Raw genomic sequence first — 26524 nt, 5'->3', positions numbered from 1 at the left:
ACACCACCTTCCGCAAACACGGCCGAATGAGGCTATTCACAAATACCCTTCGGCTTTTAGCCTTCTCTTAAGTAGGCGTCAGTTTAACGTATTGCGCATTCGGTGCAGAGTTTCGTTACCACTCCCCCCAATACGGGGGTAACAACATTAGCCCTCGAGCGCCTCCCCCAGTTCCATCCACTGGGTCTCCAGCTGATCGATCTCCTCCTCCAGCTCGACTCTGCGTGCATCGAGCTCAACGAGTTTCGACTGGTCGAGGTTCTGCGCCGCCTCGGCCATCTCAGCCGCGAGCGAGGCCTGCCGGGACTGGAGCTTGCCCATCTTCCGTTCCACGGACCGCATCTCCTTCGTCAGCCTCTGCTCCTCCGCGGCGGACATCTTTCTATCGCCCCCACCGGCGCCACCGTCCGACGCCTCGGCGGCCGATCCGCCAAGGTCATTGGCGGAACCCAGGTTCAGGACCCCCGTGTTCCCCTCCGCCTCCGCGCGCGCCCGGTGCTGAAGGTACTCATCGATCCCACCGGGAAGGTTGGTCAGGTCACCGTCCCCGAACAGTGCCCACGTGCTGTCACACACCCGCTCGATGAGATATCTGTCGTGCGAGATCACCACGAGGGTTCCGGGCCAGCCGTCGAGCAGGCTCTCCAACTCCTGTAGCGTGTCGATGTCGAGGTCGTTGGTCGGCTCGTCGAGCAGCAGCACGTTCGGCTCCGCCATGAGCACCCGGGTCAACTGCAGTCGGCGCCGTTCACCACCGGAGAGATCGCCGACAGGCGTGCGCTGGCGTTTCGCGGAGAAGCCCAGCCTCTCAGCCAGCTGTGAGGCGCTCAGCTCGCGTTTACCCATCTGTACGTAGCTCGCCACTTCCTCCACAGCGTCGAGGAGCCGCTGGTCGGGATCCAGGTCGTCGAGCTCCTGACGCAACCACCCCAGGCGGACCGTCTTACCCTCGATCCTGCGCCCCTCGGCGAGCTCGTGCTCCCCGGCGATGGCACGCAGCAGAGTCGTCTTCCCGGAGCCATTCACCCCGACCAGACCGATCCGTTCGCCCGGGTTCAGGCGCCAGGTGAGATCGCGGACGAGTTCACGGCCGTCCGGGGTCGTGATCGTCGCGTCCTCGAGCTCGATGACCACCCGTCCCTGCCGTTTCCGCGAGAAGGCCATGAGTTCCACGGTGTCCCTGGGCGCGGGAACATTGCTGATCAGCGCCTCGGCCGCCTCGATCCGGTAGCGGGGCTTGGAGGTCCGTGCGGGTGCACCGCGGCGGAGCCACGCGAGTTCCTTCCGGGCGAGGTTCTGCCGTCGCTGCTCGATCGCATCGGCCTGCCGCGCCCGCTCCGCACGAGCGAACATCCAGTCGTTGTAACCACCCTCGTAGGCGTCCACGACACCGTCGTGCACCTCCCACGTGCGGGTGGCCACGGTGTCGAGGAACCACCGGTCGTGGGTGACGACGACGAGGGCACACCGGCGTGCGACGAGATGCGCGGCGAGCCACTGGACCCCCTCGATGTCGAGATGGTTGGTCGGCTCGTCGAGGATGAGCAGATCCAGGTCCCGGACCATGGCCGCGGCGAGGTTGGTCCGGCGTCGTTCACCGCCGGACAGCTGGCCGACGGGTGTGTCCAGCCCGAGATCCACGATGCCGAGTCCACTGAGGACCTCCCGGACCCTGGCCTGGGACGCCCATTCATAGGTGTCCAGCCCGAGCGGACGCAGCACGACGTCGGCGACGGTGTCGGTGTCGGTCAGGTTCGCCCGCTGGGTCACCACCGCCATCCGGAGGTCCCCGGTGTGGGAGACACGACCGGCGTCCGGCGGTTCGATACCCGCGAGGATCTCGAGGAGTGTGGTCTTGCCACCACCGTTGAGTCCGACGACACCGATCCGGTCACCGGTCTGCACACCGATACTCACCGAGTCGAGCAGCGTCTTCAGCCCGAAGGTCTTGGACACGTTCTCCAGATTGATCAGATTGGCCACAGCCGCTTACCTTTCATCGTGAAACAAGTTCGGCCCCGGGCGCCGGCCCGGTGGCGGTCGCCGTCATGATGACGCCGTCCACCCGGGTCACCGCATCGGCGACCCGGCGGGCGGTGCCTGCATCGGCACAGAGGAAACCACAGGTCGGCCCCGATCCGGAGACGATTCCAGCCAGCGCCCCGGCGGTCCGCCCGACATTCAGGACTTCCGCCAGAGCCGGGGACAGGTGCAGTGCGGGCGCCTCGAGATCGTTGAACAGCAACGGTGCGATCTCCGTGGGGCCGGCATCGGCGAGGAGCGCAGCCCGGATCCCGGCCGTGTCGCCGGGGGCGGCCGCGGAGCCGGACCGCATCCGGTCGAGGGTCCGGAACACCGTCGGGGTGGACAGTCCCGTCCGGTTGAACGCCAGCGCCCAGTGACAGGTCCGGGTCGCGGGTATCTCCTCGAGCCGCTCTCCCCGTCCGGTTCCTCGGCGGGTCCCACCGAGGAGGGTGAACGGGACGTCGGATCCGAGCTCTGTCGCATGCCCCAGCAACCGCTCCTCCGGGACCACCGTTCCGGTGGCCTCACGGAGCACCTCGGCGGTCGCCCGGAGCGCGGCCGCGGCATCCGCGGAACCACCCGCCATGCCACCGGCCGTGGGGATGCCCTTGGCTATGTGGATGTCCACCGCGGGAGCACCGACGGCGTCGTCGAGGATGAGTTCCGCGGCCCGCCAGGCGAGATTGCTCCGGCAGGTCGGTACGTCCGCGGCTCCGAGTCCTTCGACGGTGAGCCGGCGGACACCGGACGGACCGTCGACGGGCGTGACGGTGACCCGGTCGTGGAGATCGAGTGACTGGAAGACGGTGTCCAGTTCGTGGAAACCGTCGGCGCGCAGCGGCCCCACGACGAGGGCGAGGTTGATCTTCGCGTGCCCGAGGGAGGTGACCGCGCTCAACGGCCGACACCCGCGAGCCGGACGAAGTCGACCACACCGAGTTTCTCCCCCCGGAGCCCCGGGTCGATGTCCGCGGAACGCAGTGCCTGCTCCGCGGCAGCACCGGAGCCGTAGTGTCCGGAGAGGGCCGCGCGGAGGGTCTTCCTCCGCTGCGCGAAGGCTGCGTCGACGAGGGGGAACACGGTGGCCTGCGCATCGGCGGTGACGGGCCAGGGTTCGCTTCCCGCGGGGAAACGGTCGATCCGGACCAGCCCGGAATCGATCTTGGGGGCGGGCCAGAACACGTTCGTGCCGATGGATCCCGCCCGCCGGACCGCGCCGTAGAAAGCGGCTTTCACGCTGGGCACCCCGTAGATCTTAGATCCGGGTGCCGCGGCCAACCGGTCGGCGACCTCAGCCTGGACCATGACGAGCACCCTGTTGATCGTGGGAAACTCGGCCAGCAGGTGCAGGAGCACCGGGACGGAGACGTTGTACGGCAGGTTCGCGACGAGAGCGGTGGGGGCGGGGGCTCCGGCGGCCCGGAAATCCCCGGGAGTCACCGTCAACGCGTCCCGGAGGAGGAGCGTGAGCCGGTCCGCGTGGTCCGGGGCCCGGTCGGCGACGGTCCGCGGTAGTCTGCCTGCGAGCCGCGGATCGATCTCCACGGCGGTGACCGACCGCACCGTGTCCAGCAGAGCGAGAGTCAGTGAGCCGAGCCCCGGGCCCACCTCGACGACGTCATCGTCGTCCGCGACCGCGGCGGCCGTCACGATCCTGCGGACGGTGTTGGGGTCGTGCACGAAGTTCTGCCCGAGCTTCTTCGTCGGGGTGATGTCGAGCTCGTCGGCCAGCTGCCGGATCTCCACCGGGCCGAGCAGCGCGGCAGGCCGTGGACCTGCGGGGGACTTCTCCAGGGGCGTATCCATGATGCCGCCAAATCTACCGCAGTGCGGTGCTGGAACACCCATCGCCCCGGGGACCGGGGCGGGCCGTCAGCGGAGGCCGAGCTTGGAGGTGCAGGCGGGCCACGCACCCCAGCCCTGACCGGCCCGGACCTTCTCCGCCACCGCGATCTGCTGCTCCCTGGTCGCCTGCCACGCCATCGGAGCGTACTGTCCGCCACCGAAGGCCAGCCAGGTGGACGGGGTGAACTGGAGACCACCGGAGAACCCGTTTCCGGTGTTGATGGACCAGTTGCCGGTGGACTCGCACTGCGCGATCGCGTCCCAGACGGAACCGTTCGCGACGACGGGCGCCGCCGGGCGGGTGCCACGGGCGATGGTCGCCGGAACGGCCGGGCTCAGTTCCGCGTCCTCGATGACGGTGCTCGCGACCTCACTGCCGTTGACCCAGCGGACGTCGCGGACGATCCGGCGGGTACCCTCCACACCTTCCGCGGTGACGGTCTCGGTGCCCTGCTCGGCCTCCGGATCGTCGACGTAGACCGGCGGGACACTGAACGGCACGGTTTCCGTGACGGTGTCGGTGCGGATCCGGTCGATGACGATGTTCATGCCTTCGGTCACCGGTGCGTCCGGGGACGGGGATATGGTGTCCAGTTCACCGAGGGTCACGCCCTCCGCATCGAGGAGATCCCCGACCGTCGCCACCGGTGCCGTCGTCGTGCGTCGTGCGCCACCGTCGAAGAGATCGACGGTCTTCGGCGTGGTGATCTCCAGGGTGAACCCGGAGACCGGGAGAGCCGTGTCCGGGGAGGCGCTCAGCCTGTCGTCGGGACCGACGGTCCCCAGTTCATCGATGAGAGCGCCGACGGTGAGTGCGGTGGTCTCCACGGTCCGTGGCTCACCGTCGACGGAGACGGTCACGGGGCGGACGGTGCGGACGGTGATCCGGGCGTCCTGTCCCTCGATTCTCGCCCCCAGGGCTGGGATGACCACGGCTTCCGTCGAGCGGACATCCACGCCGGCCTCGTCGAGCACATCGTCGACGGTGGTGGACAGGGTCGCGAGTCGGATCGTCTCCCCGTCGACGTCGAGAGCGACATCCTTCTTGGCGATGACCGCCAGGCCGCCGCCGACCATGAGGGTCGCGAGCATGCCGCCGGTGGCCATCCGCAGGGGAACGCTGCGGCTGCCGTTGAGACGGTTGATACGGGACTGCCGGTGCTGTGCTGTCATGATGGTGGTGGGGGTACCTGTCTGCCTGGACGAACTGGGGTCCGGTGCGGGCGGACCCAGTCCGCCACCCGGCTCAATCACCGTCACGATACGGTAACGGGACGTGGCTTGTCGACCTTTCAGCGGGAGTTAAGTCACAGGAGTCACAGCAGGTGACAGGCGATTTCCCGGGCCCCGCCCGTTTCACCGGTACAGTGACGTGCCGCGTCACCCCAGGGCGATAAGCCCCACGACACTCGACACCACGATGACGGCGGGAAGTACCCAGTGCACGGGCCGGAGTTCGATCGCGTGGTGCAGCGTCCGGGTCCGGTAGGCGCCGAAGGCGCGACCGTCGACCGCGACGGAGAGCTGCTCGCCCTGACGCATCGACGCCGCGAGAACCGGCACCGTCGCAGCGGCCATCACCCTCGGCTGCGCCACCCGGTTCCCCCTGGACCGCAGCACGGACATCCGTCCGACCGTGAGCAGATCCCGCCCGATGATGCGCAGGTAACGCATCCCCAAACCGAGGATGTCCACCACCCGGTAGCTGACCGGTATGTACCGAAGAACGGTGTCGGTGAACTCGCGCCAGGTCACCATGAGCAGCAGTGGCGCCGCGACGGTACCCGCGGCGGTCGTCCGCAGACCACCGGTCAGACCCTGCAGCACCTTCTCCCGCGGCGGGTCCCCGGGCAGCCAGTCCACCGGCGGCGAAGGCACCGGGGGATCCGGGAGCCAGAACAGGAAACTCAGCCCCACGACGACCACGAGCACCGGCAGCGACAGCGTGGCGGCCAGCCCCCACCGGGGGTTGAGCAGCCAGATGGAGATGAGGGTGACCGACAGGACGACGGCGGGGAGTTCGGGCCCCCGGGCCATCAGTGTGACCACCATGGGAACGACCACTGCGGCGGTGACGAGCAGTGGGTGCGCCCACCGGCTGCGTGTCGTGCGGCGGTCGTAGGAACGGACGGCGGCGGTCCGTTCCCGCTCCGTCAGCGTCCGCATCTTCTCCGGAACGGAACTCATGCAGGGGTCACTCCTTCGGTCTTCCCGCCGACCAGGCGCATCCGGTGGGTGGCCACCGCATCGGCGAAGGCGGGGTCATGGGTGGCGATGACGGTCACCCGGCCCGCGGCGTGGGTCGAGATGATGTCGGCGATCTGCCGGGCACCCGTGCCGTCCTGGGAGCTCGTCGGCTCATCGAGCAGCACGAGTTCCGGGTCCCCTATCATCGCGACGAGGACCGCGAGACGCTGCCGCTGCCCCCCGGAGAGTTTCAGCGGGTGCTTGTCCCCCGCGTCCGCCAGCCCGATCATGCGCCGCCACCGGGCGAGATCGTCCCCGGTGGCGGTGAGACCCGCTGCCCGGGCTGCCGCGCCCAACTCGGCGTCGACGGTTCCGCTCAGGATGAGGTCGCCGCTGCGCTGGGGGGCCCAGCCGATTCCCGACCGGATCCGGTCGCGGCGATCCGGGGCCACCCGTCCACGGAGGCCACGACGCACACCCGACAACACCCGGATCAGCGTCGTCTTGCCGGATCCGTTCGGGCCCCGTAGAGCGAGGACCGAACCCACCGGAACCTCGGCGTCGACGCCGTCGAGAAGCTCCCGGCCGTGTCCGTGGACACCGACGCCTTCAAGGCGGATCCCGGGATCTCCGTCCGTCACGGGGAGGCTCGACGCCGTGGGGCAGTCCCGGCCGGAGCCGACGAAGGTCTCGTCGTGGGCCCAGGGTTCCGGCACCCGCAATCCCAGTTCCCGGCATTCCGCGGAATGCCGCCCGTAGACCTCCGCGGGGGTCCCGTCGACCGCCACTGAGCCGCCCGGCGCGATGACGACGACCCGGTCCGCGAGCCCCATGTGGGCCTCCGCGTGATGGTCGACAGCGAGAACCGTGATGTCCCTGGTGCTCCGGATCCGTTCGAGGACCTCGGTGAACCGCTCCGTCGCCTCGTCGTCGAGCTGGCTGGTCACCTCATCGAGGACCAGCACCGGGGTGTCGAGGACGAGAGCCGCGGCGAGAACGAGCCGTTGCTGCTCACCGCCGGAGAGGGTCCAGGGGTCGCGCAGCGGATGGATGTGGGACAGTCCGACGTCGTCGAGGGCCGCGAGGGATCTGCGGGTCCCCTCCTCGGCCGGAACGCAGAGGTGGTCGAGTCCCCGACGAATCTCGTCGATCACGGTCGCTGCGAAGAGCTGGCTCTCCGGGTGCTGCCAGACCGCGGCGACCCGTCGACTGACGTCGGCCACCGGGGCGACCGTCCCCTCGGGGCCGGCGACCGTCGTGCCGTCGATACGCACGGAACCGGTGGTGTGCGCGGGGAATCCCGCGCCCAGCACGCCCGCGACCGACAGTGCGACGGTCGATTTTCCGGAGCCGGTCGGACCGGAAACCAGTGTGTAACTGCCCGCTTCGAGGGTGATGTCCACGTCGTCGACCGCGGGCGCGGACGCACCCGGGTAGGTGACACTCAGGTGGTCGATGACGACCTCCGCGGAGCGTGGGGCCACGTCCCCCCTACCGGGCATCCGGGTGATCCGGCCGGCGTCCCGGGACCGGGCCTTGTCCAGCGCGATACCGCGCAGGTCGAATCCGGCGCCGATCAGGCGCTCGGCCAGGAGCCATGCCAACCAGCCGTACACCGCCCCGAGACCGATGCGCACGACTCCGGCCATCACGATCCAGACGGTGTCCAGCAGAAGAAACTCACGGTAGAAGAACATGGAGATCCAGTTGACCGCGCCGACCGCCATACTGGCGAGGACGGCCGCTAGCAGCCAGCCACCGCTGGAGTCACGGTTCCCGCGCATCGTCCACGGCGCGAGGACCGCGTCGATGATCAGGCCCGATATCGGCGAGAAGGGATTGAACCCGACGATCCCGGCGACGACGGAGGTGATCGTGGCGACACCGGGTCGGCGCAGCAGCAGCGCCGCGGTGATCATCGGCAGCATCCACGGGAAGGGTGTGGGGAAGGCCAGCCACGGGACAGTGACCTTCAGGACCCAGCCCACGGGGCGGGCGATCTGGATGATCAGTCCCGATGCCGCACCGAGGACGCAGCAGACGATGAGCGCCCGGGTGGTGAGGGTCGGCATCCGGAACCGGCTGCGCGGCGGGGCACCGCCGGAGGACTTCACCGCGCTCACAGCGGCATCAGCGGGCATCGGCCCCCGGAATCGTCGCGGTGATGCGGAAGATACGGCGGTTGCGGTGACTGCGGGGGCACGGGGTGATCCTCTCGGCGGGGTCGGACGGAGAGACACGGCCGCCGGGCTGGGAGCGGAGCGTCAGCTCCGTCCGGTACGGTCCGGCGGAATTACCATCAGGCTAACCTTATCTCACCCGCGGCCTTCAGCCACGCTCCCGCCCCGGCCGGTGGCGACTCAGCCCGGCAGGTCCAGTCCGTAGACCCGGTCGAACGTCGCGTTGACCTCGTCCGCGAGCTGCCCGACCTCCACTCCACGGACCTCGGCGATCCGCGCGTAGGTGTGCCCGATGAGCGCCGGCTCATTCTTCGCTCCGCGGTACGGGACGGGAGTCATGTAGGGTGCGTCGGTCTCCACGAGCAGCTGGCCCGGAGGGGCGATCCGCGCCGCCTCCCGCAGGTGGTCGTTCGCGTTGAAGGTGACGTTGCCGCTGAAGGAGAGCACGTATCCGCGGGACAGCGCCTCCTCCGCCACATCCAGCGGGGATGAGAAGCAGTGCAGCATCACCTCGCGGGGTGCCGGGGAATCGGCGAGGATCCGCAGGAGATCGGCGTCGGCCTCCCGGTTGTGGATCATCAGTGTCCGGCCCGAACTCACCGCGAGGTCGATGTGCCAGCGCAGCGCCTCCTCCTGCGCGGCCATCGGGGCACAGGTCTCTGAGCGGGTGATCCAGTAGGCGTCCAGACCGGTCTCCCCGATCGCGACGCAGCGCGGATCACGGGCCATCTCGGTGAGCCGGGCCCGGACGGTGTCATCCATCCGGTCCGCCCTGGTGGGATGCACCGCACACGCGGCGTAGACCCGCTCATGGTTGTTCGCCGCCGCGAGTGCGGCGCACGCCTCCTCCAGCCCGTCTCCCACGGTGCAGAGCTTCTCGACACCGGCGTCCACGGCACGGGCGACGACGGCATCGACCTCCTCCGGCGTGCGGGCACCGCAGCTCGCGAGATGTGTGTGGGCGTCGACCAGTCCCGCGACGCGATCCGCGGGAACAGGGGTGGGGCGGGGCTTCTTGTTCTTGGCCATGTCGCCCGATTCTAACGGTCCCGCACGGGACACCCACGGAACACCGTGAATCCGGCACGGGTTTCCGGTCGGATGCCCCCGGCCACGGGGAAGGTACCCAGGAGCCACGCGGCCACCCACTACCGGAACCGGTAAGCCTATGCTATTACTGAATGGCAGTCACTGTTCCGGGGTACGGACCCGAGGTACCCCATCCGCAAACGGCACCACGGATCAGAAGACCAGGCAGTCGCTCCGCGACTCCCATCACCCCAAGGAGCACCGAGTGGCATCCCGACTCGACACCAGAGATTTCATCAATGTCGGTATCTTCACCGTCATCTACTTCCTCATCCTCTTCGCCACCGGCATGCTCGGGATGATCGGACCCCTGATCATGTTCGTCGGGTTCGGACTGGGCCTACTGCTCAACGGCACCGTCATAGCTCTGTACCTCGCACGTACCCCGAAGATGGGCGCACTGACCCTGATGAGCCTGATCGTCGGAATCCTCTTCGTCCTCACCGGGCATCCCTGGATCACCCCGATCGTCTCCACCCTCGCCGGGTTCTGCGGCGACATCGCCTTCGCCCGGCTCCGCGGCAGCTGGCGCATGCCCGTCGCCTACGCGATCTTCTCCCAGCTCTACATGGCACCGTGGGTGCCCCTGCTGTACAACTCGACCGGGTACGTCGATGACATCGCCGGGACGATGGGCCAGGACTACATCGACGCACTGGAGTTCTTCCTGCAGCCCCGGTCCATGATCGTCTGGATGATCCTCGTCTTCATCCTGGCCCTGATCGGAGGACGGATCGGGGTACGCGTCGGGCGGCGGAACTTCGCACGGGCAGGGCTGGCGTGAGACACGCCGATCCACGCACCCTCATTCTGCTGCTGCTGACCGTCAACGCACTGATGATGGGCCGGACCGATCAACTCGTGGCCATCGCAGGTGCACTGCTGACGGTCACGGCTCTCCTGGTCACGGGACGGATCCGGTGGGCGATCCTGCTCCTGGTGTCGGTTGTCCTCCTGACGGCCGCCGCCTACTGGATCCCCGCCCACTGGTCCAACTCACCTGCGGCGCTGGTGGGAGTACTGGCCTACTGGATCTCCCGGTTCACGGTCGCCGTCGGTATCGCCGCGTTCGTCCTCACGCAGCTGCGCCCGACTGAGTTGAATGCGGCGCTGCGCAGGATGCATGCGCCGAACTGGCTCATCATCCCGCTGGCCGTGGTCGTACGGTTTCTCCCCGCACTACTGGCGGAGACCCGTGCGATCAACGAGGCAATGAGCCTGCGCGGGATCCGGCCCGGCACTCTCGGTCTGCTCTTCCCCCCGGTGCGCTACGGCATCTACGTAGTCATCCCGCTGCTGTCCTCGGCGATCCGGATCAGTGACGAGCTCGCGGCCGCCGCATTGATCCGGGGGTTGGGGGTCACCACCCTGCCCGACGGATCAACCATCCGCCCGACCACGGTGACCCGGATCGGGTTCGGGCTGACCGATCTGGTGCTGCTGCTCGCCATCGCCGCGCTCATGGGCCTGCACTTCAGCGGCTGGGAGCTGCAACGATGACGGACATGGGCCGGATCAGCCTCGACGGCGTCAGCTTCAGCTACCGCGCCGACCGCGCCGCCGGAGCCGACGATGTCTTCGGGGTCGTCGAGACGGAGACAACGGCACCGGTGGAGCCCGGACGTGGGGTCCGCGACATCACCCTGAGCTGTGCACCGGGAAGCCTCACATTGTTGTGCGGACCCTCCGGCTCCGGGAAATCGACCGTGCTCCGTCTCATCAACGGACTCGCCCCGAACTTCCATCCGGGCGACATCAGCGGAACGGTCCGCGTCAGCGGAGCCGACATGCCGACGACCCCTCTGGCGGAGGTAGGGGGATTGAGCGCCACCGTGTTCCAGAATCCCCGCACGCAGTTCTTCACCTCGACGGTGACCACGGAGCTCGCCTTCGCACCGGAGAACTTCGGGGTCACTCCCCCGGAGATCCGTGCCCGGGTCGCCACGGCAGCCGACCGGTGCGGAATCTCCGGACTGCTCGGGCGGAAACTGTCGACCCTGTCCGGTGGGCAGCTCCAACGGGTCGCCTGCACCTGCGCGGTCGTCGCCGGGGTACCGGTCCTGCTCCTGGACGAGGCCACATCGAACCTCTCGCCGACCGCCGTCGACGAGCTCGCGGAGCTGCTCGCCGAACTCAAGTCGGAGGGTACGACGATCATCACCGCCGAGCACCGGCTGCACCACCTGCGGGATCTGGCCGACACGGTGCACTACCTGCGCGACGGCCGTATCGAACGCAGCTTCACCGGGCGGGAGTTCTTCACCCTCGACGACGGCACGCGACGACGACTCGGGCTCAGATCCCTCACCCGTCCCGCCGCACCGGTCCCCACGGCGGACCCCGGAGCCCCCGCAGGTACCGACGGCCTGGAGCTGAGGGACATCCGTTTCTCCTACGGGTCACGGACCGTACTGGACATCCCCCACATGGTGTTCCCGGCAGGAACCGTCACGGGACTGACCGGACCGAACGGAGCCGGGAAAACCACCCTCGCCCGACTGATCTGCGGGCTCGAAAACCCGGCCAGGGGTGGTCGCGTCTCGCTGGCGGGCCGTCCCCTCTCCGCCCGGGCCCGGGCGGCGAACGGGTACATCGTCATGCAGGACACGGGGCGGCAGCTGTTCGCGGACACCGTCATCGGTGAGGTCACCCTCGGTACGGACGGCGACCACCACGGTGGCGACCACGCCGCCGAGCTGCTGGCGGCACTGGGACTGGCCGACACGGCCACCCGCCACCCGCTGTCACTGTCCGGGGGCCAACGCCAACGACTGGTCATCGCCACAGCACTCGCGCAGAACAAGCGGATCTACGTCTTCGACGAACCCACCTCCGGGGTCGATCTCGCGCATCTGGACGCGATCGCGACCAAGCTCCGGGAGCTCGCGGAGGGCGGCGCGGTGGTGATCGTCATCAGCCACGACGTCGAACTGATCGCCACCTGCTGCGACCGTGTCATCGAACTCACACCACACCGAACAGAACACGAATCCGAGGAATGACATGACAACCACCCACACGAAACCGGACGATGAGAGAATCACCGATGCCGCCGAGCGCTCCGCCGCGGAAAAGGCGGCTCTCAAGGAGCTGCTCTCCCCCGTGGCGGGAGCACTGAACATCGGGCGGGTGTTCGGTGTGCTCTCCGGCATCGCCGCCATCGCCCCCTACATCGCCCTCGTCCGGCTCGGCGAGATCTTCCTCACGGCACGGGCGTCCGGGGTGTCACCCGACCGCGGCGAGGTGACCACTGTGACCGCATGGCTCATCGGCGCCTTCGCCGCCCAGGCGGTGCTGATGCTCACGGGACTCGGGATCACCCACTACGCGGACCTGAAACTGGGCACCCTCGTCCGCAACCGACTGGTCGCCCGCGTCGCCACCGCCCCGCTGGCGTGGTTCAGCGACACCAACTCGGGACGGGTGCGCAAGGCCGTGCAGGACGACATCCGCACCCTGCACACACTCATCGCCCATGCACCCGTGGAGTCGGCCGCGGCGTCGGCGGCCCCCGTCGCGCTCATCGTCTACGCGTTCTTCGTGGACTGGCGGCTGGGTCTGCTCGCCGTGGCGAACCTGCCCGCGTACATCCTGATCATGATCCTGTCGATGCGCGGCATGGCGGAGAAGACCACGGAGATGGACGTCCTGCTCGGCGACGTCTCCGCGACCGCCGTCGAGTTCGCCGACGGCATAGAGGTGGTCAAGGCGTTCGGGCAGACCGGCCGTGCCCACCGGCGGTACGCCGATGCCGCGGACCGGTTCTCCTCCTTCTTCTACGACTGGTGTGGACCGCAGATGCGTCGCTCCGCGATCGCGGAAGCGATCATCAGCGTCCCCCTGCTGATCCTGGTCAACTTCGCCGGTGGCTCACTGCTCGTGCGAAACGGAACCGTCTCCATCGCGGACGTCCTCGCCACGACCCTCATCTCGCTCGTCATTCCGACGGCCGTCGTCGTCATGGCCAACTCATCCTGGGGCTATCTCACAGCCGGAGCCGCGGCGAAACGACTGCAGGAAACCCTCAGCGCCCCGTCACTCCCGGTGGGCTCCGGCGGGAGGCCCGATGGACACACCGTCCACTTCGAGGACGTCAGCTTCTCCTACGGTGACGGCACCGGGAACACCGCCATCGATCATGTCGACCTGACCTGCCCGGAGGGGACGGTGACCGCGCTGGTCGGTCCGTCCGGTTCCGGTAAGTCGACTCTCGCGACGATGCTCGCGCGGTTCACGGACCCGGATTCCGGACGCGTGCTCATCGGCGGCGTCGACATCCGTGAACTCACCACCCGGCAGCTCTACGGCGAGGTCAGCTTCGTCCTCCAGAACCCCAAGCTCCTCCAGCTCACGATCCGGGAGAACATCCGACTCGCCACTCCGGAGGCGACCGATGAGGAGGTCTGGGCCGCGGCTCGTTCAGCCCGCATCGCCGAGGAGATCGAGGCACTGCCGGACGGGCTCGACACCGTCATCGGCGGTGAATCCGGGACGGACCTCTCCGGAGGCCAGGCGCAACGCATCGCGATCGCACGTGCACTGCTCGCCGACACCCCGATCCTCATTCTCGACGAAGCGATGGCCGCCACCGACCCCGACGCCGAGTCCGAGATCCAGTTGGCGCTGAACGAACTCGTCGCGGGGCGCACGGTGCTGGTCATCGCGCACCGACCGGAATCAGTCCGCGGTGCCGACCAGATCGTCCGTCTCGAATCAGGCCGGATCACCGGCCGACTCACCGGCGACGAGGTCACCGACCCCGCCATCGACGCCCTCATGGGCCTCAGCACCGAAGGGAAGTGACCGTCATGGCCACACACGGAATCGATCCGCTGCAGCTCGGGATCCTGCGCCGCCAGATGAGCGACAGCGGCATCCACCAACTCAACAAGCACCTGTCCGCGAACGTCGCCAACGGTGCACTCGAGGGGATCTCCCTCCTCGCGCTCCTGCCCGCGGCGAGCACACTCGCCACCGGGTCCGACACCCTCGGAATATCCTTCACCGGTTGGCTGATCATCCTCGCCGTCCTCGCCGCGATCACCTTCTACTTCCGCTACACCCAGGCGGTGACCGGATTCACGGCCACCACCGACTACATGCGACACACGCACCATGCACTCGGTGACCATCTGGCGACACTGCCGCTGGGATGGTTCAGTACGCTGTCCACCGGCGGATTGTCCAGACTGGTCTCCACCAGCTTCGTCCTCATCTGCCAGATCCTCGCCCACATGCTGCAGATGGTCATCTCGCAGGCGGTATCGGTGTTCGTCATCCTCATCGGCTGCTGGCTGTGGGACTGGCGCATCGGTCTGACGATGACCGTCGCCACGCCGTTCATCTTCATCTCCCTGGCCGGACTCCGGGCGGTCAAGATCCGCAGCGATGAACGGGTGAGCGCCACCGACGCGGTTCTCGCCGACCGGCTGGTCGAGTTCGCGGTGTGCCAACCCGAGCTTCGTGCGGCGGGTCTCACGGATGATTTCACCCCGCTGGTCGAGGCGGGTGAGCGCAACGACTCCGAACGGCTCCGCGACTTCTTCATCTCCGCGGTGGTCCTGGGGATCAACGGTCTGCTCATCCAGCTGGTGTCCGTCGCGCTGATCACCACCGCGGCGGTCCTGGCGACGAACGGCGCACTGGGACCGATCGAGACCATCGCGTTCATCGGCATGGTCCTCCGCTTCACACAGAACCTGCAGGCGCTCGGCGAGGGCTACGCCGGAATCAGCGTCGTCCGGACACCGATGAAGGAGATGCGGCAGATCCTGGACGCCCCCGTGTACGAGGCCCCGGAGAACCCGGCCGGTGTGACGGCCCCCGGGGAGGTCGTCCTCGACGACGTCACCTTCGGATATCAGCCCGAATCGCCCGTCCTGGAGGGTGTCTCCTTCACCGCGGGCCCCGGAACCCTGACAGCACTCGTCGGCCCCTCCGGTTCCGGCAAGACCACGATCGCGAGACTGATCTGCCGCTTCTACGACGCCGATTCCGGATCCGTGCGTGTGGGCGGGGCCGATGTCCGGGACCAGTCGACCGAGCAGCTGATGGAGCAGGTCTCGATGGTGTTCCAGGATGTCTACCTGTTCGACGACACACTCGAGGCGAACGTCCGGATCGGACGTCCCGACGCCACCGATGAGGAGGTCCGGGACGCCGCGCGCCTCGCCGGGGTGGACGACATCGCCGAACGCCTCGGGTGGGACACCAGGGTCGGCGAAGGCGGCCGTTCCCTGTCGGGCGGTGAACGCCAACGGGTGTCCGTCGCCCGGGCGCTGCTGAAGAAGGCGCCGATCGTGCTTCTCGATGAGGCGACCGCGGCTCTCGACGCGGAGAACGAGGCCAACATCGTGGCTTCCGTCGCGGAACTCGCGCGGCACTCGACCGTGATCGCGATCGCCCACAAACTGGACACGGTCAGGGCCGCCGATCAGATCATCGTCCTGGATGAGGACGGGCGCATCGTACAGAAGGGTACGCACGACGAGCTCATCACCGAGCAGGGACCCTACCGGCGGTTCTGCGAACGTCGCGAAGCCGCCGCGGGGTGGCGCCTGACACAATCCTGATAATATTGTGATCCATGGAACATTGTCAGGCCCCACGTCGCAAAACCGGCCCCAAACCGGTATTCACGCTCAATGAAGCGGTGGACGCCGCGATCGCACAGGGAATCGACCGCTTCACCCTCACCGGTGTGGCCAAGAGACTGGGGGTCGCAGCCCCCAGTCTCTACCGTGTGATCAGCTCCCGGGACGACCTCCTGATGCACTGTTTCCTCCGGGCCACCGGCGAGCTCAGCCTGCCGGATCCGGGGCACAGCTGGCAGGACCAGCTCCGCGAGTACACGGTCGCGGTGTGGGAGATGTGCGGGACGTACCCGGGTATCGCACATTCCCTGCTCACGTTCCCAGGTTCACACTTCGCCATCCAGGACTATCTGGACGACCTCACCGAGGGCCTGCTCCGTGGCGGCTTCCCCGGCGGAGACGACGACATGCACTTCATCGTGGACCTGTTGGGGGACAATGCCCTGGTTGCCAGCATGGTCACGCAGTCCCTGCGCGACGGTGACGGGTTCGAGCTGGCCAGGCAACGCCTCGGGTCCGTCCGCAGCGAGGACAGGCAGCACTTCCCGATCAGGGAGGATCTGTGGGACTACAACTGGCTGCAGCGCAAGACCGAGTTCGTGATCCGGGGAATGGAGCTGCAGCTGCACGGATGACCGCGCAGCTGTGAACCGGACTACTTCTTCTTCGACGACTCTTTCGCGGGTTTCAGCAGCTGATTCACGCCGTCGAGCATCTCGTTGGCCTGGAACGGGAACTCCCGGACAGAGTCCTTCGAGGAGATACCGGAGAGCACGAGGATGGTGTAGAGCCCGGCTTCCATTCCTGCGACGATATCGGTGTCCATCCGGTCACCGATCATTCCGGTGTTCTCGCTGTGGGCGCCGATCTTGTTGAGCGCTGAGCGGAACATCATCGGGTTGGGTTTGCCGACCACATACGGTTCCTTCCTGGTGGCCTTGGTGATCAGCGCGGTGATCGCACCAGTGGCGGGGATGATCCCCTCTGAGCTGGGCCCGGTGGGATCCGGGTTGGTCGCGATGAACCGCGCGCCCTCGTCGATCAGCCGGATCGCCGTCGTGATCGCCTCGAAGGAGTAGTTGCGCGTCTCCCCCACGACGACGAAGTCGGGATCCCGGTCGGTGAGGACGAAACCCGCCTCATGAAGTGCGGTGATGATGCCGGCTTCGCCGATGACGTAGGCGGTCCCACCGGCGGCCTGTTCCTTCAGGAACGTCGCGGTCGCCAGCGCGGAGGTCCAGATACGGTCCTCCGGGACGTCGAGCCCGGAGTCCTGGAGACGGGCCGCGAGGTCGCGCGGGGTGTAGATGGAGTTGTTCGTGAGGACCAGGAAGGGCGTCTCGTCCTTCTTCCAGGTCTCGATGAGGTCCCGGGCACCGGGAAGGGCCTTTTCCTCGTGGACGAGGACACCGTCCATGTCGGTGAGCCAACTGGATACATCTGATCGCGTACGCATGCTCCCCACGGTAGTCCATCGGGACCGGACCGGTCGGTCGATCCTCCCGCACCGGCAGCGCCGCCACCAACCCGCTACAGGTACCGGGCGGTTCCCTCCGGTCCCACGTCATTGGACACCAGACGGGCATAGCAGTCGTCGTGTCCGAAGCCCTGGTCCCGACACCACTGCAGGGCACCTTCCGCAGTGGGGAAACCGACTCCCGACAGGGTGACCCACCAGTCCTTGCGGTCGTAGTTCCGCCAGTCGCCGCTCCACACCAGACGTGAGGTCGGGTACGGGTCCCGGAACTCCAGGTGGGCGCGGAGAATCGAATCACAGTCGTGTCCCCCGGTTCCCGGCTGCATCGACGCCAGCTGTGGCTGCCACAGGCCGGCGAGCTCGGCTTCGATGATCGGCCGGTCACGCCGACGGATCTCCTCGAGTGCCTCACAGGCCGTTTCGACGACCTCCTCGGCTCCGAGTCCGTTGTCCCGCGCGACCCCGGCTTCCGTGGACCCGCTGAGATCACCGTCCGTGGACCCGCTGAGATTGACCTCCACCGGTCGAGTCTTTCGTTCCGCTCCGCCGTCGCCACGTTCACATTCGACGATGAGGGTCGCACCCGACAGTCGCACGGTGCCGGACACCTCTCCCGTGGCCGCGGCCCGGTCACCGGCGAGGCTGCCCGGGGCGATCCAGTAGCTGCCCTCGGGGAACACGAACCGGACGCTACGTCCTGAAGCCGGGATCCCGACCGGGGACCCGGAGAGATCGAACACACCACTGGCGACCGTGGTTCCGCCATCCGTCAGCAGCCGGATCGTGAGACCGCGCCCTGCGAGGACATCACCTTCGGGGCAGGTGGGTTTCACGAACATGTCGGCGGTGAGGATTCCCCCGTCGAGCGACAGGGCCTCGGCCTTCAGTTCCGGGACCCGACCACAGGCGGTGAGGACCCCGCGTTCACCGGTGGACACGTCCGCCGGTGATCCGGGGGAGGTCGCCGACAACTCTGCCCCGTCGGCGTTCCCCGCCCCGGCGACCGTGATGTTCCCCTGTCCGGGGAGCGACGTGACGGGATCTCCCGTCGCGCGGTAGAAGTTCACCCCGGCCCGGTCGCTCACGATGAGACCGTCCGGCGCGGTACCGACCCCACCGCCGGTACCGGTGACGGGTAGCGTCCACGCCACCTCACCGGTCGCGAGATCGACAGCCTGACCGGTGGTGAAGAACAGGAGCCGCCCATCGGTCCCCACCGGTTTCCCGGGATCCTCGACGCGCCCGCTCCAGAGGACCTCCCCGGTCGCCAGGTCGACCCCGGCACGTCCCTCTGGCGCGGTGAACACGGCGGTGTCCCCCACCACGACCAGCCCGGACAGCGCCGGGCGGGAATCCGCCGCCCACGGGAACACACCGGCGGCGACATCACCGGTCGCCAGGTCCACGAGATCTCCGTCGGCGACGGCGACGTCCCGTGGTGTCGCGCTCACCTGCCAGGACGGCAGGATCACGGACCCGTAGTCGCCGACGACCTTACCGTTCAGGGCGGTCAGTGCTCCCGGGCCGGCGGGACCTCCACCCGCGCCGGGGGCGGGTGTGGTGCAGGGCCGGGCGAACAACGGCCCGTCCGGGCCGGGAACCGCCGAGAAGTTCGCACCAGTGGTGAGGATCGCGAGGGTGTCCGGATCGAACACGAAGGCTCCCGCACTGCCGGTGTCCAGTCCGATCGAACCGTTGAATGTCGCGGAGGGCACCGGGTCACCGAGGATCGGGCACATCTGGGACGCCGCGATCGTGACGGTCGACCACCCGGAGCCGTCGATGTCCCTCCTGGCCAGCAGGTAGCCGTCCCCCTCACCTGGATATCCGTGGAGATACACCGCGCCCCGGTGGACGAATCCGCCCACCAGCACCCTCATGACGCCCGCCGCCTCCGGATTCCCCGCGATTCTGCGGCTGGCACCGGTGGCTGCGTCAATCAGGTGGAGTTCCCCGTCACCGGAACGGCACACGAGCTGTCCGGAGTGCGCGAAATCCGGGAAACACCCGAGTTCATCGTCCCTCCACACCTCGTCGCCGCTACCGGTGTCGTACGCCACGACACCGTCACCGTCGGAGTCGAGCACCGCCACTCCCCGGTCGACGTGGAGGGGAGCCGTCATGATGGGGTTCGAGCCGGGGTCTCCGGCGGATCTCCCGGACAGAGCGGGTGCGTGCCACTCCCCGACAGGGGTCGTCGGAAACATGATCCGTGACAGATACGGGGAGCTGACGGCGTGCGCGTCCGTCCCGGAGGTGTCCCCGCCGGAATCGGTTGCCGTGTCCCCTGGGATTCCCGGTAGGCCACAAGCGGCGGCGGCGAGAAGACACACGGCGGCGATCGCCCCGAGGATCACCCTCCATGGCCTCGCGTCTGTGTCGGATCGGCCTGCACCATGAGGGTCAATCACTGCTGTCAGCTCCCGGTATCATCGGCCGTTGCCGAGAGCGAGCCCTCAGCGGACCCCGGGAACCCTGGGCTACGTGCACGAACACTGTATCTGCCCCGAGGGTACCGGAGTCGATGCACCGGGTGACCGTGAAAAAGGGGGGCGCCCCGTCGACTCAGCCCCTCACCGCACCGGCGCCCACTCAGGGCCGGTTTCCCCGAGTTCCGGATCGAGCTTCGCGATGAGCGGTTTCGGCTTCTCCAGCGTGGTCCCCGGAACGACGGCGGTGCGCTCCCAGCGGGCCTGCTGGTTGGCGTAGTCGCCCATGATGACCGGGTAGCTGCGCCCCTTCTCCGGGACGCCGACACCGACCGGCTCGACCGGCATGTCATCGGTCACCTCGTGGATCTCGGGCATCGCCGCCCAGATGCCGTCGCGACCGAGGGTCTCGTGCACCTTCTGCGCGGTGTGCGGGAGATACGGCGTGAGCAGGGTGTTGCAGTCGCTGACCACCTGCAGGGCGGTGTGCAGCACGGTGGCCAGTCGCTCGCGCTGCGACTCGTCCTTCGCGAGCTTCCAGGGCTCCTGCTCTGCGATGTAGGCGTTCGCCTCGCCGACGACGTGCATCGCGTGGGTGATACCGGCCTTGAACTTGGACTGGCTGAGTGCCCCACCTACGACGTCGAACGCCTCGGCGGCGAGGTCGAGGATCCGGCGATCCGCATCGGTGAGCTCACCCGGGGTCGGGACCTCCCCGAAATTCTTGTGCGCCATCGACACCGTCCGGTTGACCAGGTTGCCCCAGCCGTTGGCCAGTTCGTTGTTCACCCGGCGGACGAACTCGTCCCACGTGAAGTCGGTGTCGGTGTTCTCCGGGCCGGCGACGGCGATGAAGTAGCGCAGCGGGTCCGGGCCGAACTCCTTCAGGAAGTCCTTGACGTAGATGACCACGCCCTTGGACGACGAGAACTTGGAGCCCGACATGGTGAGGTACTCGGAGGACACGACCTCGGTGGGGAGCTGAAGGGCACCGAACTCGCCCTGCTGTCCTCCCCTGGCCCCCAGGCCACGGTATCCCAGGAGCTCTCCCGGCCAGATCTGGGAGTGGAACGTGATGTTGTCCTTGCCCATGAAGTAGTAGGACAGGGCCTCCGGGTCGGTCCAGAACTTCCGCCACGCCTCCGGCTGCCCCGTGCGCCACGCCCACTCGATGGACGATGAGAGGTAACCGACGACGGCGTCGAACCAGACGTACAGCTTCTTCGCACCGTTCCCGGACCAGCCGTCGATCGGGACCGGCACGCCCCAGTCGATGTCCCGGGTCATCGCCCGCGGACGCAGATCCCCCAGCAGGTTGAGCGAGAACTTCAGGACGTTGGGGCGCCAGTCGGTGCGCCCCTTCAGCCACTCCTCGAGCGCCCCGGCGAGGGCGGGGAGATCGAGCAGGAAGTGCTCGGTCTCGACGAATTCGGGGGTTTCGCCGTTGATCTTGCTGACCGGATCGATGAGATCGGCCGGGTCGAGCTGGTTGCCGCAGGCGTCACACTGGTCCCCACGGGCCCCCGCGGCCCCGCAGAGCGGGCAGGTTCCCTCGATGTACCGGTCGGGCAGGGTGCGGCCCGTCGACGGGCTGATGGCCCCCATGGTGGTCTCCGCGACCATGTAGCCGTTGTCGTGGAGCCCCCGGAAGAGCTCCTGGACGACGGCGTAGTGGTTCCGGGTCGTGGTCCGGGTGAACAGGTCGTAGGAGAGGCCGAGCCCGGCGAGATCCTCGACGATCTGGCGGTTGTACCTGTCGGCGAGCTCCTGGACGCCCACGCCCTCCTTCTCCGCCTGCACGAGCAGCGGGGTACCGTGCTCGTCGGTGCCGGAGATCATGAGCACATCCGAACCCGACATTCGCTGGAAACGGGCGAACACGTCGGAGGGGACACCGAACCCCGCCACGTGTCCGATGTGGCGGGGACCGTTGGCGTAGGGCCAGGCAACAGCAGTGAGCACAGACTTCGTCATGTGCACCAGCCTAATTTATCGGTTCCACGGGTGCCGCCCCCGGGGCCCGGAGCACGATGAAACCCCGCCTCCGGATGAACCGTGGGCGGGGTTTTCGGCGATGCGTGGAAAACAGTTACCTGCCGGTTTCCTTCTTCGCGGACCTGGAGGAGGCCTTGACCTTCGGCGATTTCGCCGCCTTGGCCGCCTTCTTCGCCTCCCGCTTCTGGTGCTCCGCGTGGATGCGGGCCTCACGCGCGAGATTCATGGCGAACTCGCGCTGCGCCTTGTGATCCAGGTAGAGCTGGTCGTTGCGCAGATCCTTCACGATCGCGAACATCAGCAGGAAGATCACGAGGAGGAAGGGGCTGGCGACGATGATGGTCACGTTCTGCAGGTTGCTGAGCACGTCCTCGCCACCACTCATCAGGAGGGTCAGCCCGATTGCGGCGGTACCGATTCCCCAACCGGCGGTGACGAAGCGGTTGGCCTCCAGCCGGCCGTTCTGGCTCATCGAGCCCATCACCGTGGACGCGGAGTCCGCCGAGGTGATGAAGAAGGTGGCCAGCAGCAGCATCGCGAGGAATGCGGCGATGGAACCACCGGGCAGGGTGTAGAGGAGGTCGAACAGCTGACGCTTGGCGTCACCGTCACCGTAGATGGACTCATCGATCTGCTCGAGGTGGATCGCGGTGCCGCCGAAGATGCAGAACCAGACGACGGAGACGGCGGTCGGCACGGCGATGACGCCGATGACGAACTCACGGATCGTGCGGCCGCGGGAGATCCGGGCGAGGAACATTCCGACGAAGGGGCTCCACGAGATCCACCACGCCCAGTAGAAGATCGTCCAGCCCGCGAGCCAGTCGCCGGCGGTGCCGTTGGCGGAGTCCGCGGTCCGGGCGGCCATCTCGAAGAACTCGAGGAGGTAGTTGCCTGCGGCGGTCGGGATCATGTTGAGGATGTGGACCGTCGGCCCGAGGATGAACACGAACACGGCGAGGAGACCGGCCAGGATCATGTTCACGTTGGAGATGTACTGGATGCCCTTACCGACGCCGGACATCGCGGAGATGACGAAGGCGAGAGTCAGGACGAGCACGATCATCAGGATGGTGTTGTCGGAGGCGTCCGGGATCAGACCGGTCTTGTCCAGACCTGCGGAGATCTGGACGGCACCGATTCCCAGCGATGCCGCGGTACCGAAGACCGTGGCGATGATGGCGAGGATGTCGATGATCTTGCCGAGCACGCCCTCCGCACCCTTCACGCCGATCAGCGGGGTGAAGGCGGAGCTGAGCAGCTGCTTACGGCCGACGCGGAACGTGGAGTAGGCGATACCCAGACCGACGATGGCGTAGACGGACCACGGGTGGAGGGTCCAGTGGAACAGGGTCGTGGCGAATGCGGTGCCGACCTCCTGCTCCTCATGACCGGGGACCCCGGCACGATAGTGGCCGAGCGGCTCGGAGGTTCCGTAGAACATCAGACCGATGCCCATGCCGGCGGCGAACATCATCGCGATCCAGCTCACCGTCGAGAACTCGGGGGCCTCGTTGTCCCGGCCCAGTTTGATGTGGCCGAACTTGGTGGCGGCGAGGATCACGATGAACGCGACGAACACCGTACCGAACAGGGCGAAGGCCCAACCGAAGTTGTTCACGACGACCGCGAGGGTGTCGGAGGCGAAGTCGGAGAAGGTCAGAGGGCTGACCAGCCCCCAGACGACGACGGCGATGACGATCGCCATCGCCGGTATGATCACCGGCCAGCAGAGCCGGTGGAACTCGGCGTCGGCCTCCGAGACGATGTCCTCGGTGTCGTCGATGTGGTGGAGCCGATCCGGCGCTTCCAGCATCGACGCCAGGGTCTGCGTCGCTGAGCGGGGCTCGGGTTCAGTCAGACCGTCCTTCGGTCCGCGCTGATGGGTGTGGTGCGCGTCTTGTTCATTCGGGTCAGAGTTGGTCATGTTTCCAACATGGTGCCAAACGCATGATTAATCAAATGACCAGCGTTTTTTATCACCCACTTAAGGAAAATACGGGGTTAATCGCAGCTCTGTGTTCCCTCCATATCCCCTGACCAGAGTGTCCGCCGAACCTTTTACGTAACAGATCGGCAACAGTTCAGTCACGAAGTGTCACGACGGCGTCGTAAATCTGTTTCTTGGAGACCCCGTGCGCTGCTGCGAGTTCCGCGCACACGGTCTTCAGACGCTCTCCGGCGGACGCCCTGGCAGCCGCCTCCACCACGAGTTCCGAGACATCCTTGACGGCGGGTCGCGCCCCCTCTATGACCACCGAGATCTCACCCCGGACACCCTCGTCCGCCCAGCGGGCGAGCTCCTCCAGAGTGCCCCTCTTCACTTCTTCATAGGTCTTGGTGAGTTCCCTGCAGACCGCGGCCCGACGCCGGGGACCGAGCACCGCGGCGGCATCCGCGAGGGTCTGCGCCAGCCGGTGCGGGGACTCGAAGAAGCACACCGCCCGGCGTTCGGTCGCCAGCTCCTCCAGCCAGGACACCCTGGCCCCGTGCTTCCGGGGCGCGAACCCGTCGAAACAGAACCGCCCGACGGGCAGACCCGACAGAGCGAGTGCCGTGGGCACGGCGGACGGTCCGGGGAAACAGGTCACGGGAACACCTGCGTCGTGTGCCGCCTCAACGAGCGGAAATCCCGGGTCAGAGACACCGGGCATTCCGGCGTCACTGACCACCACCACGGTCCCCGTCCGGGCGACATCGAGGAGCTGCCGGACACGCCCGACCTCATTGTGGTCGAAATTGGAGATGATCCGCCCCTGCGGCCGTACCCCCAGCGCGGAGGCGAGCGCGGAGCACCTCCGCGTGTCCTCCGCGGCGATGACATCGGCGTACTCGAGGGCCGTGGCGAGACGTGGCGACGCATCGGCGATGTTCCCCAGCGGGGTGGCGGCGACGATCACACCTGTCGGCAGCTGACGGGGTTCGGAATGCATGCGACAAGTCTCCCACATACCCCGCCCGGTGCACCGCGCACACCGAATTGGACCACCTGCACTGTCGCACCCGCAGCACAACCAATAGACTCATTCGGGTGACCGATGCAGCAGATACCCTCACCTCCGCCGAATCCCGTGCCGTGACGCCCCCGGCACGGAGGTCCGGGCACCGCTTCCAGCTCCCTCCCCCCACCGGCCCGATGCACTACCCGTGGACGCGCACCGACACCGCCACGTTCCTGGTCATCGGCCTGCTCGCCCTGATCACACGCTTCTTCAGACTCACCTCGGCCACCGGTGACGGCACACCGGTCTTCGATGAGAAGCACTACGTCCCGCAGGCATGGGACATGGTCCGTTCAGCAGGCAATCCGGTCACCGGTGGCATCGAGGCGAACCCGGGATACGGGCTCGTCGTGCATCCACCGCTGGCGAAACAGCTCCTCGCCTACGGCGAGATGCTCTTCGGGTACACCCCCCTCGGCTGGCGGTTGAGCACCGCCGTGTTCGGCGTCGCGACGGTCGTCCTCGTGATGGCCCTGACCCGCCGCCTCACCGGCTCCCCGGTCGCGACGGCCGCGGCCGGGCTCCTCGCCGTGATCGAGGGGGTGCTCCTCGTGTCGTCCAGGTTCGGCATGCTCGACATCTTCCAGGCGTTCTTCGTCGTCGCCGCGGCATACTGCCTCGCGCGGGACTTCGCGCAGGTCTGGGACAACTATCACCGGGCGTGGCTGGACGGTACGCTCCGATCGGTGTCCTCCGCCTTCGGCCCCCGGGCCGGGTTCAGATGGTGGCGGTTCGGGTGCGGGATCCTGCTCGGGATGGCTCTCTCCATCAAGTGGTCGGGCCTCTACTACATGGCCTTCTTCGGTGTTCTGACGGTCTGTCTGGACATCTGGCTCCGCCACCACTACCGCATCGCCCGCCCGCTGACGGGGATGCTCGTCCGCGATGCGGTGCCGGCGTTCGCCTCGACCGTCATCGTTCCGGTTCTCGTCTACGCCTGGAGCTGGCGGGCCTGGTTCGCCTCGGAGACCGGGGTGTACCGGCACTCGGCGGTCAACGGCGACATCTCGCCGGACTCCCCGCTGGCCAAACTCCCCGACGCCCTGGCGGGATGGCTGTACTACCACCACCGGGTCCTCGATTTCCACGCCTCGTTGACCAGCTCCAGCGGCCACAGTCATCCGTGGGACTCCAAGCCCTGGTCGTGGCTGGCCGCCACCCGGCCGATCCTGTACTACTCGCAGACCGGACTCAGCTGCGGTGACGACACCTGCCGGCGGATGATCCTGCTCTTCGGGAACCCCGCCGTCTGGTGGCTGACGGTCCCCGTCGTGCTGTGGGGTCTGTGGTGCCTGATCATCCGCCGCGACCTCCGGTTCGCGGTTCCGGTCACCGGTTTCACGGCGGGCTGGCTCCCGTGGCTCGCCGCCTACGACCGGCAGATGTACTTCTTCTACGCCACCGCCATGGTGCCCTTCACGGTCATCCTGCTCGGGATGACGCTCGCCCAGATCGCCCGGGCGGGAGCCCCCGTCCGGTCGAGGTTCCCCGGGCTCCCGGTACCCCGGAGCCTCACCACCGGTGGCCTGGGTGTGATCTGCTACCTGGCGCTCGCGGTGACCCTGTTCTTCTACTTCCTGCCCATCCTCTACGGCTTCCGGATCACCGACGCACACTTCGAGTCGTTGATGTGGCTCCGCAGCTGGAAGTGACACCCGTTTTCCGCCCCGCACACCACGCACGGTGTGCGGGGCGGAAGCGT

19 protein-coding genes are annotated in these 26524 nt (G+C 67.5%); 7 read left to right on the top strand and 12 right to left on the bottom strand.

Annotated features, from left to right (window positions below; translation table 11 throughout):
- Window positions 1-147: 147 nt before the first annotated feature.
- The 7 genes from JIM95_RS07930 to JIM95_RS07900 form a co-directional block, all read right to left on the bottom strand.
- Complete coding sequence (locus tag JIM95_RS07930; protein ID WP_200259729.1) at window positions 148-1983, bottom strand: ATP-binding cassette domain-containing protein; 1836 nt, start codon at window positions 1981-1983, stop codon at window positions 148-150.
- Between the two features lie 13 nt (window positions 1984-1996).
- Window positions 1997-2923, bottom strand: a complete 927-nt coding sequence (locus tag JIM95_RS07925; RefSeq protein WP_200259726.1) for a 4-(cytidine 5'-diphospho)-2-C-methyl-D-erythritol kinase — start codon at window positions 2921-2923, stop codon at window positions 1997-1999.
- Window positions 2920-3831, bottom strand: a complete 912-nt coding sequence (rsmA, locus tag JIM95_RS07920) for a 16S rRNA (adenine(1518)-N(6)/adenine(1519)-N(6))-dimethyltransferase RsmA (protein ID WP_200259723.1) — start codon at window positions 3829-3831, stop codon at window positions 2920-2922. The genes JIM95_RS07925 and rsmA overlap by 4 nt, the downstream gene beginning before the upstream one ends.
- Before the next feature lie 66 nt (window positions 3832-3897).
- Window positions 3898-5043, bottom strand: coding sequence for a resuscitation-promoting factor (locus JIM95_RS07915; protein ID WP_234034672.1), 1146 nt, complete (start codon window positions 5041-5043; stop codon window positions 3898-3900).
- Between the two features lie 207 nt (window positions 5044-5250).
- The gene (locus tag JIM95_RS07910; protein ID WP_200259720.1) at window positions 5251-6057 is read right to left on the bottom strand and encodes an energy-coupling factor transporter transmembrane component T family protein; all 807 of its coding nucleotides are present in this window, start codon (window positions 6055-6057) and stop codon (window positions 5251-5253) included.
- Complete coding sequence (locus JIM95_RS07905) at window positions 6054-8180, bottom strand: ATP-binding cassette domain-containing protein (RefSeq protein WP_248702954.1); 2127 nt, start codon at window positions 8178-8180, stop codon at window positions 6054-6056. Before JIM95_RS07905 ends, JIM95_RS07910 begins: the two co-directional genes overlap by 4 nt.
- 237 nt (window positions 8181-8417) lie before the next feature.
- The gene (locus JIM95_RS07900) at window positions 8418-9266 is read right to left on the bottom strand and encodes a TatD family hydrolase (protein ID WP_200259713.1); all 849 of its coding nucleotides are present in this window, start codon (window positions 9264-9266) and stop codon (window positions 8418-8420) included.
- A gap of 265 nt (window positions 9267-9531) precedes the next feature.
- Between JIM95_RS07900 and JIM95_RS07895 the strand changes: the two genes are divergently transcribed.
- From JIM95_RS07895 to JIM95_RS07870, 6 genes are read left to right on the top strand one after another with little or no spacing between them, the layout of a single operon-like run.
- The gene (locus JIM95_RS07895) at window positions 9532-10110 is read left to right on the top strand and encodes an MptD family putative ECF transporter S component (protein WP_200259710.1); all 579 of its coding nucleotides are present in this window, start codon (window positions 9532-9534) and stop codon (window positions 10108-10110) included.
- Window positions 10107-10826, top strand: a complete 720-nt coding sequence (locus tag JIM95_RS07890; RefSeq protein ID WP_200259707.1) for a CbiQ family ECF transporter T component — start codon at window positions 10107-10109, stop codon at window positions 10824-10826. Before JIM95_RS07895 ends, JIM95_RS07890 begins: the two co-directional genes overlap by 4 nt.
- Window positions 10823-12328, top strand: coding sequence for an ABC transporter ATP-binding protein (locus tag JIM95_RS07885; RefSeq protein WP_248113465.1), 1506 nt, complete (start codon window positions 10823-10825; stop codon window positions 12326-12328). The genes JIM95_RS07890 and JIM95_RS07885 overlap by 4 nt, the downstream gene beginning before the upstream one ends.
- 1 nt (window position 12329) lies before the next feature.
- Window positions 12330-14129, top strand: coding sequence for an ABC transporter ATP-binding protein (locus JIM95_RS07880; protein WP_200259701.1), 1800 nt, complete (start codon window positions 12330-12332; stop codon window positions 14127-14129).
- A gap of 5 nt (window positions 14130-14134) precedes the next feature.
- Entirely contained in the window at window positions 14135-15898 is a 1764-nt protein-coding gene (locus tag JIM95_RS07875) for an ABC transporter ATP-binding protein (RefSeq protein WP_200259698.1), read from the top strand.
- Window positions 15899-15912: 14 nt separating this feature from the next.
- Window positions 15913-16554 (top strand): TetR/AcrR family transcriptional regulator, encoded by a 642-nt coding sequence (locus JIM95_RS07870; protein ID WP_200259695.1) that lies wholly within the window; start codon window positions 15913-15915, stop codon window positions 16552-16554.
- Window positions 16555-16574: 20 nt separating this feature from the next.
- Here JIM95_RS07870 and JIM95_RS07865 read toward each other — a convergent pair whose 3' ends face one another.
- The 5 genes from JIM95_RS07865 to rsmI all read right to left on the bottom strand — a co-directional run bounded on the left by JIM95_RS07865 (window position 16575) and on the right by rsmI (window position 24753).
- Window positions 16575-17375: an HAD-IIA family hydrolase gene (locus JIM95_RS07865; RefSeq protein ID WP_200259692.1), complete on the bottom strand. Its 801-nt coding sequence runs from the start codon at window positions 17373-17375 to the stop codon at window positions 16575-16577.
- Window positions 17376-17449: 74 nt separating this feature from the next.
- Window positions 17450-19519, bottom strand: a complete 2070-nt coding sequence (locus tag JIM95_RS07860) for an outer membrane protein assembly factor BamB family protein (RefSeq protein ID WP_200259689.1) — start codon at window positions 19517-19519, stop codon at window positions 17450-17452.
- A gap of 450 nt (window positions 19520-19969) precedes the next feature.
- Entirely contained in the window at window positions 19970-21799 is a 1830-nt protein-coding gene (gene metG / locus JIM95_RS07855; protein WP_200259686.1) for a methionine--tRNA ligase, read from the bottom strand.
- Window positions 21800-21914: 115 nt separating this feature from the next.
- Window positions 21915-23747 (bottom strand): BCCT family transporter, encoded by a 1833-nt coding sequence (locus tag JIM95_RS07850; RefSeq protein WP_200259683.1) that lies wholly within the window; start codon window positions 23745-23747, stop codon window positions 21915-21917.
- A gap of 157 nt (window positions 23748-23904) precedes the next feature.
- Window positions 23905-24753: a 16S rRNA (cytidine(1402)-2'-O)-methyltransferase gene (rsmI, locus tag JIM95_RS07845; RefSeq protein ID WP_200259680.1), complete on the bottom strand. Its 849-nt coding sequence runs from the start codon at window positions 24751-24753 to the stop codon at window positions 23905-23907.
- A 98-nt stretch (window positions 24754-24851) separates the two neighbouring features.
- Here rsmI and JIM95_RS07840 point away from each other — a divergent pair, with 98 nt between their 5' ends.
- Complete coding sequence (locus JIM95_RS07840; protein WP_410170768.1) at window positions 24852-26474, top strand: dolichyl-phosphate-mannose--protein mannosyltransferase; 1623 nt, start codon at window positions 24852-24854, stop codon at window positions 26472-26474.
- The last annotated feature ends 50 nt before the right edge of the window (window positions 26475-26524 follow it).

The sequence above is a fragment of the Corynebacterium antarcticum genome (genome assembly GCF_016595285.2).
Classification (GTDB): Bacteria; Actinomycetota; Actinomycetes; order Mycobacteriales; family Mycobacteriaceae; genus Corynebacterium; species Corynebacterium antarcticum.
Note: the sequence above shows the minus strand (reverse complement) of the source record. Positions and strands in the feature narration are given on the sequence as shown.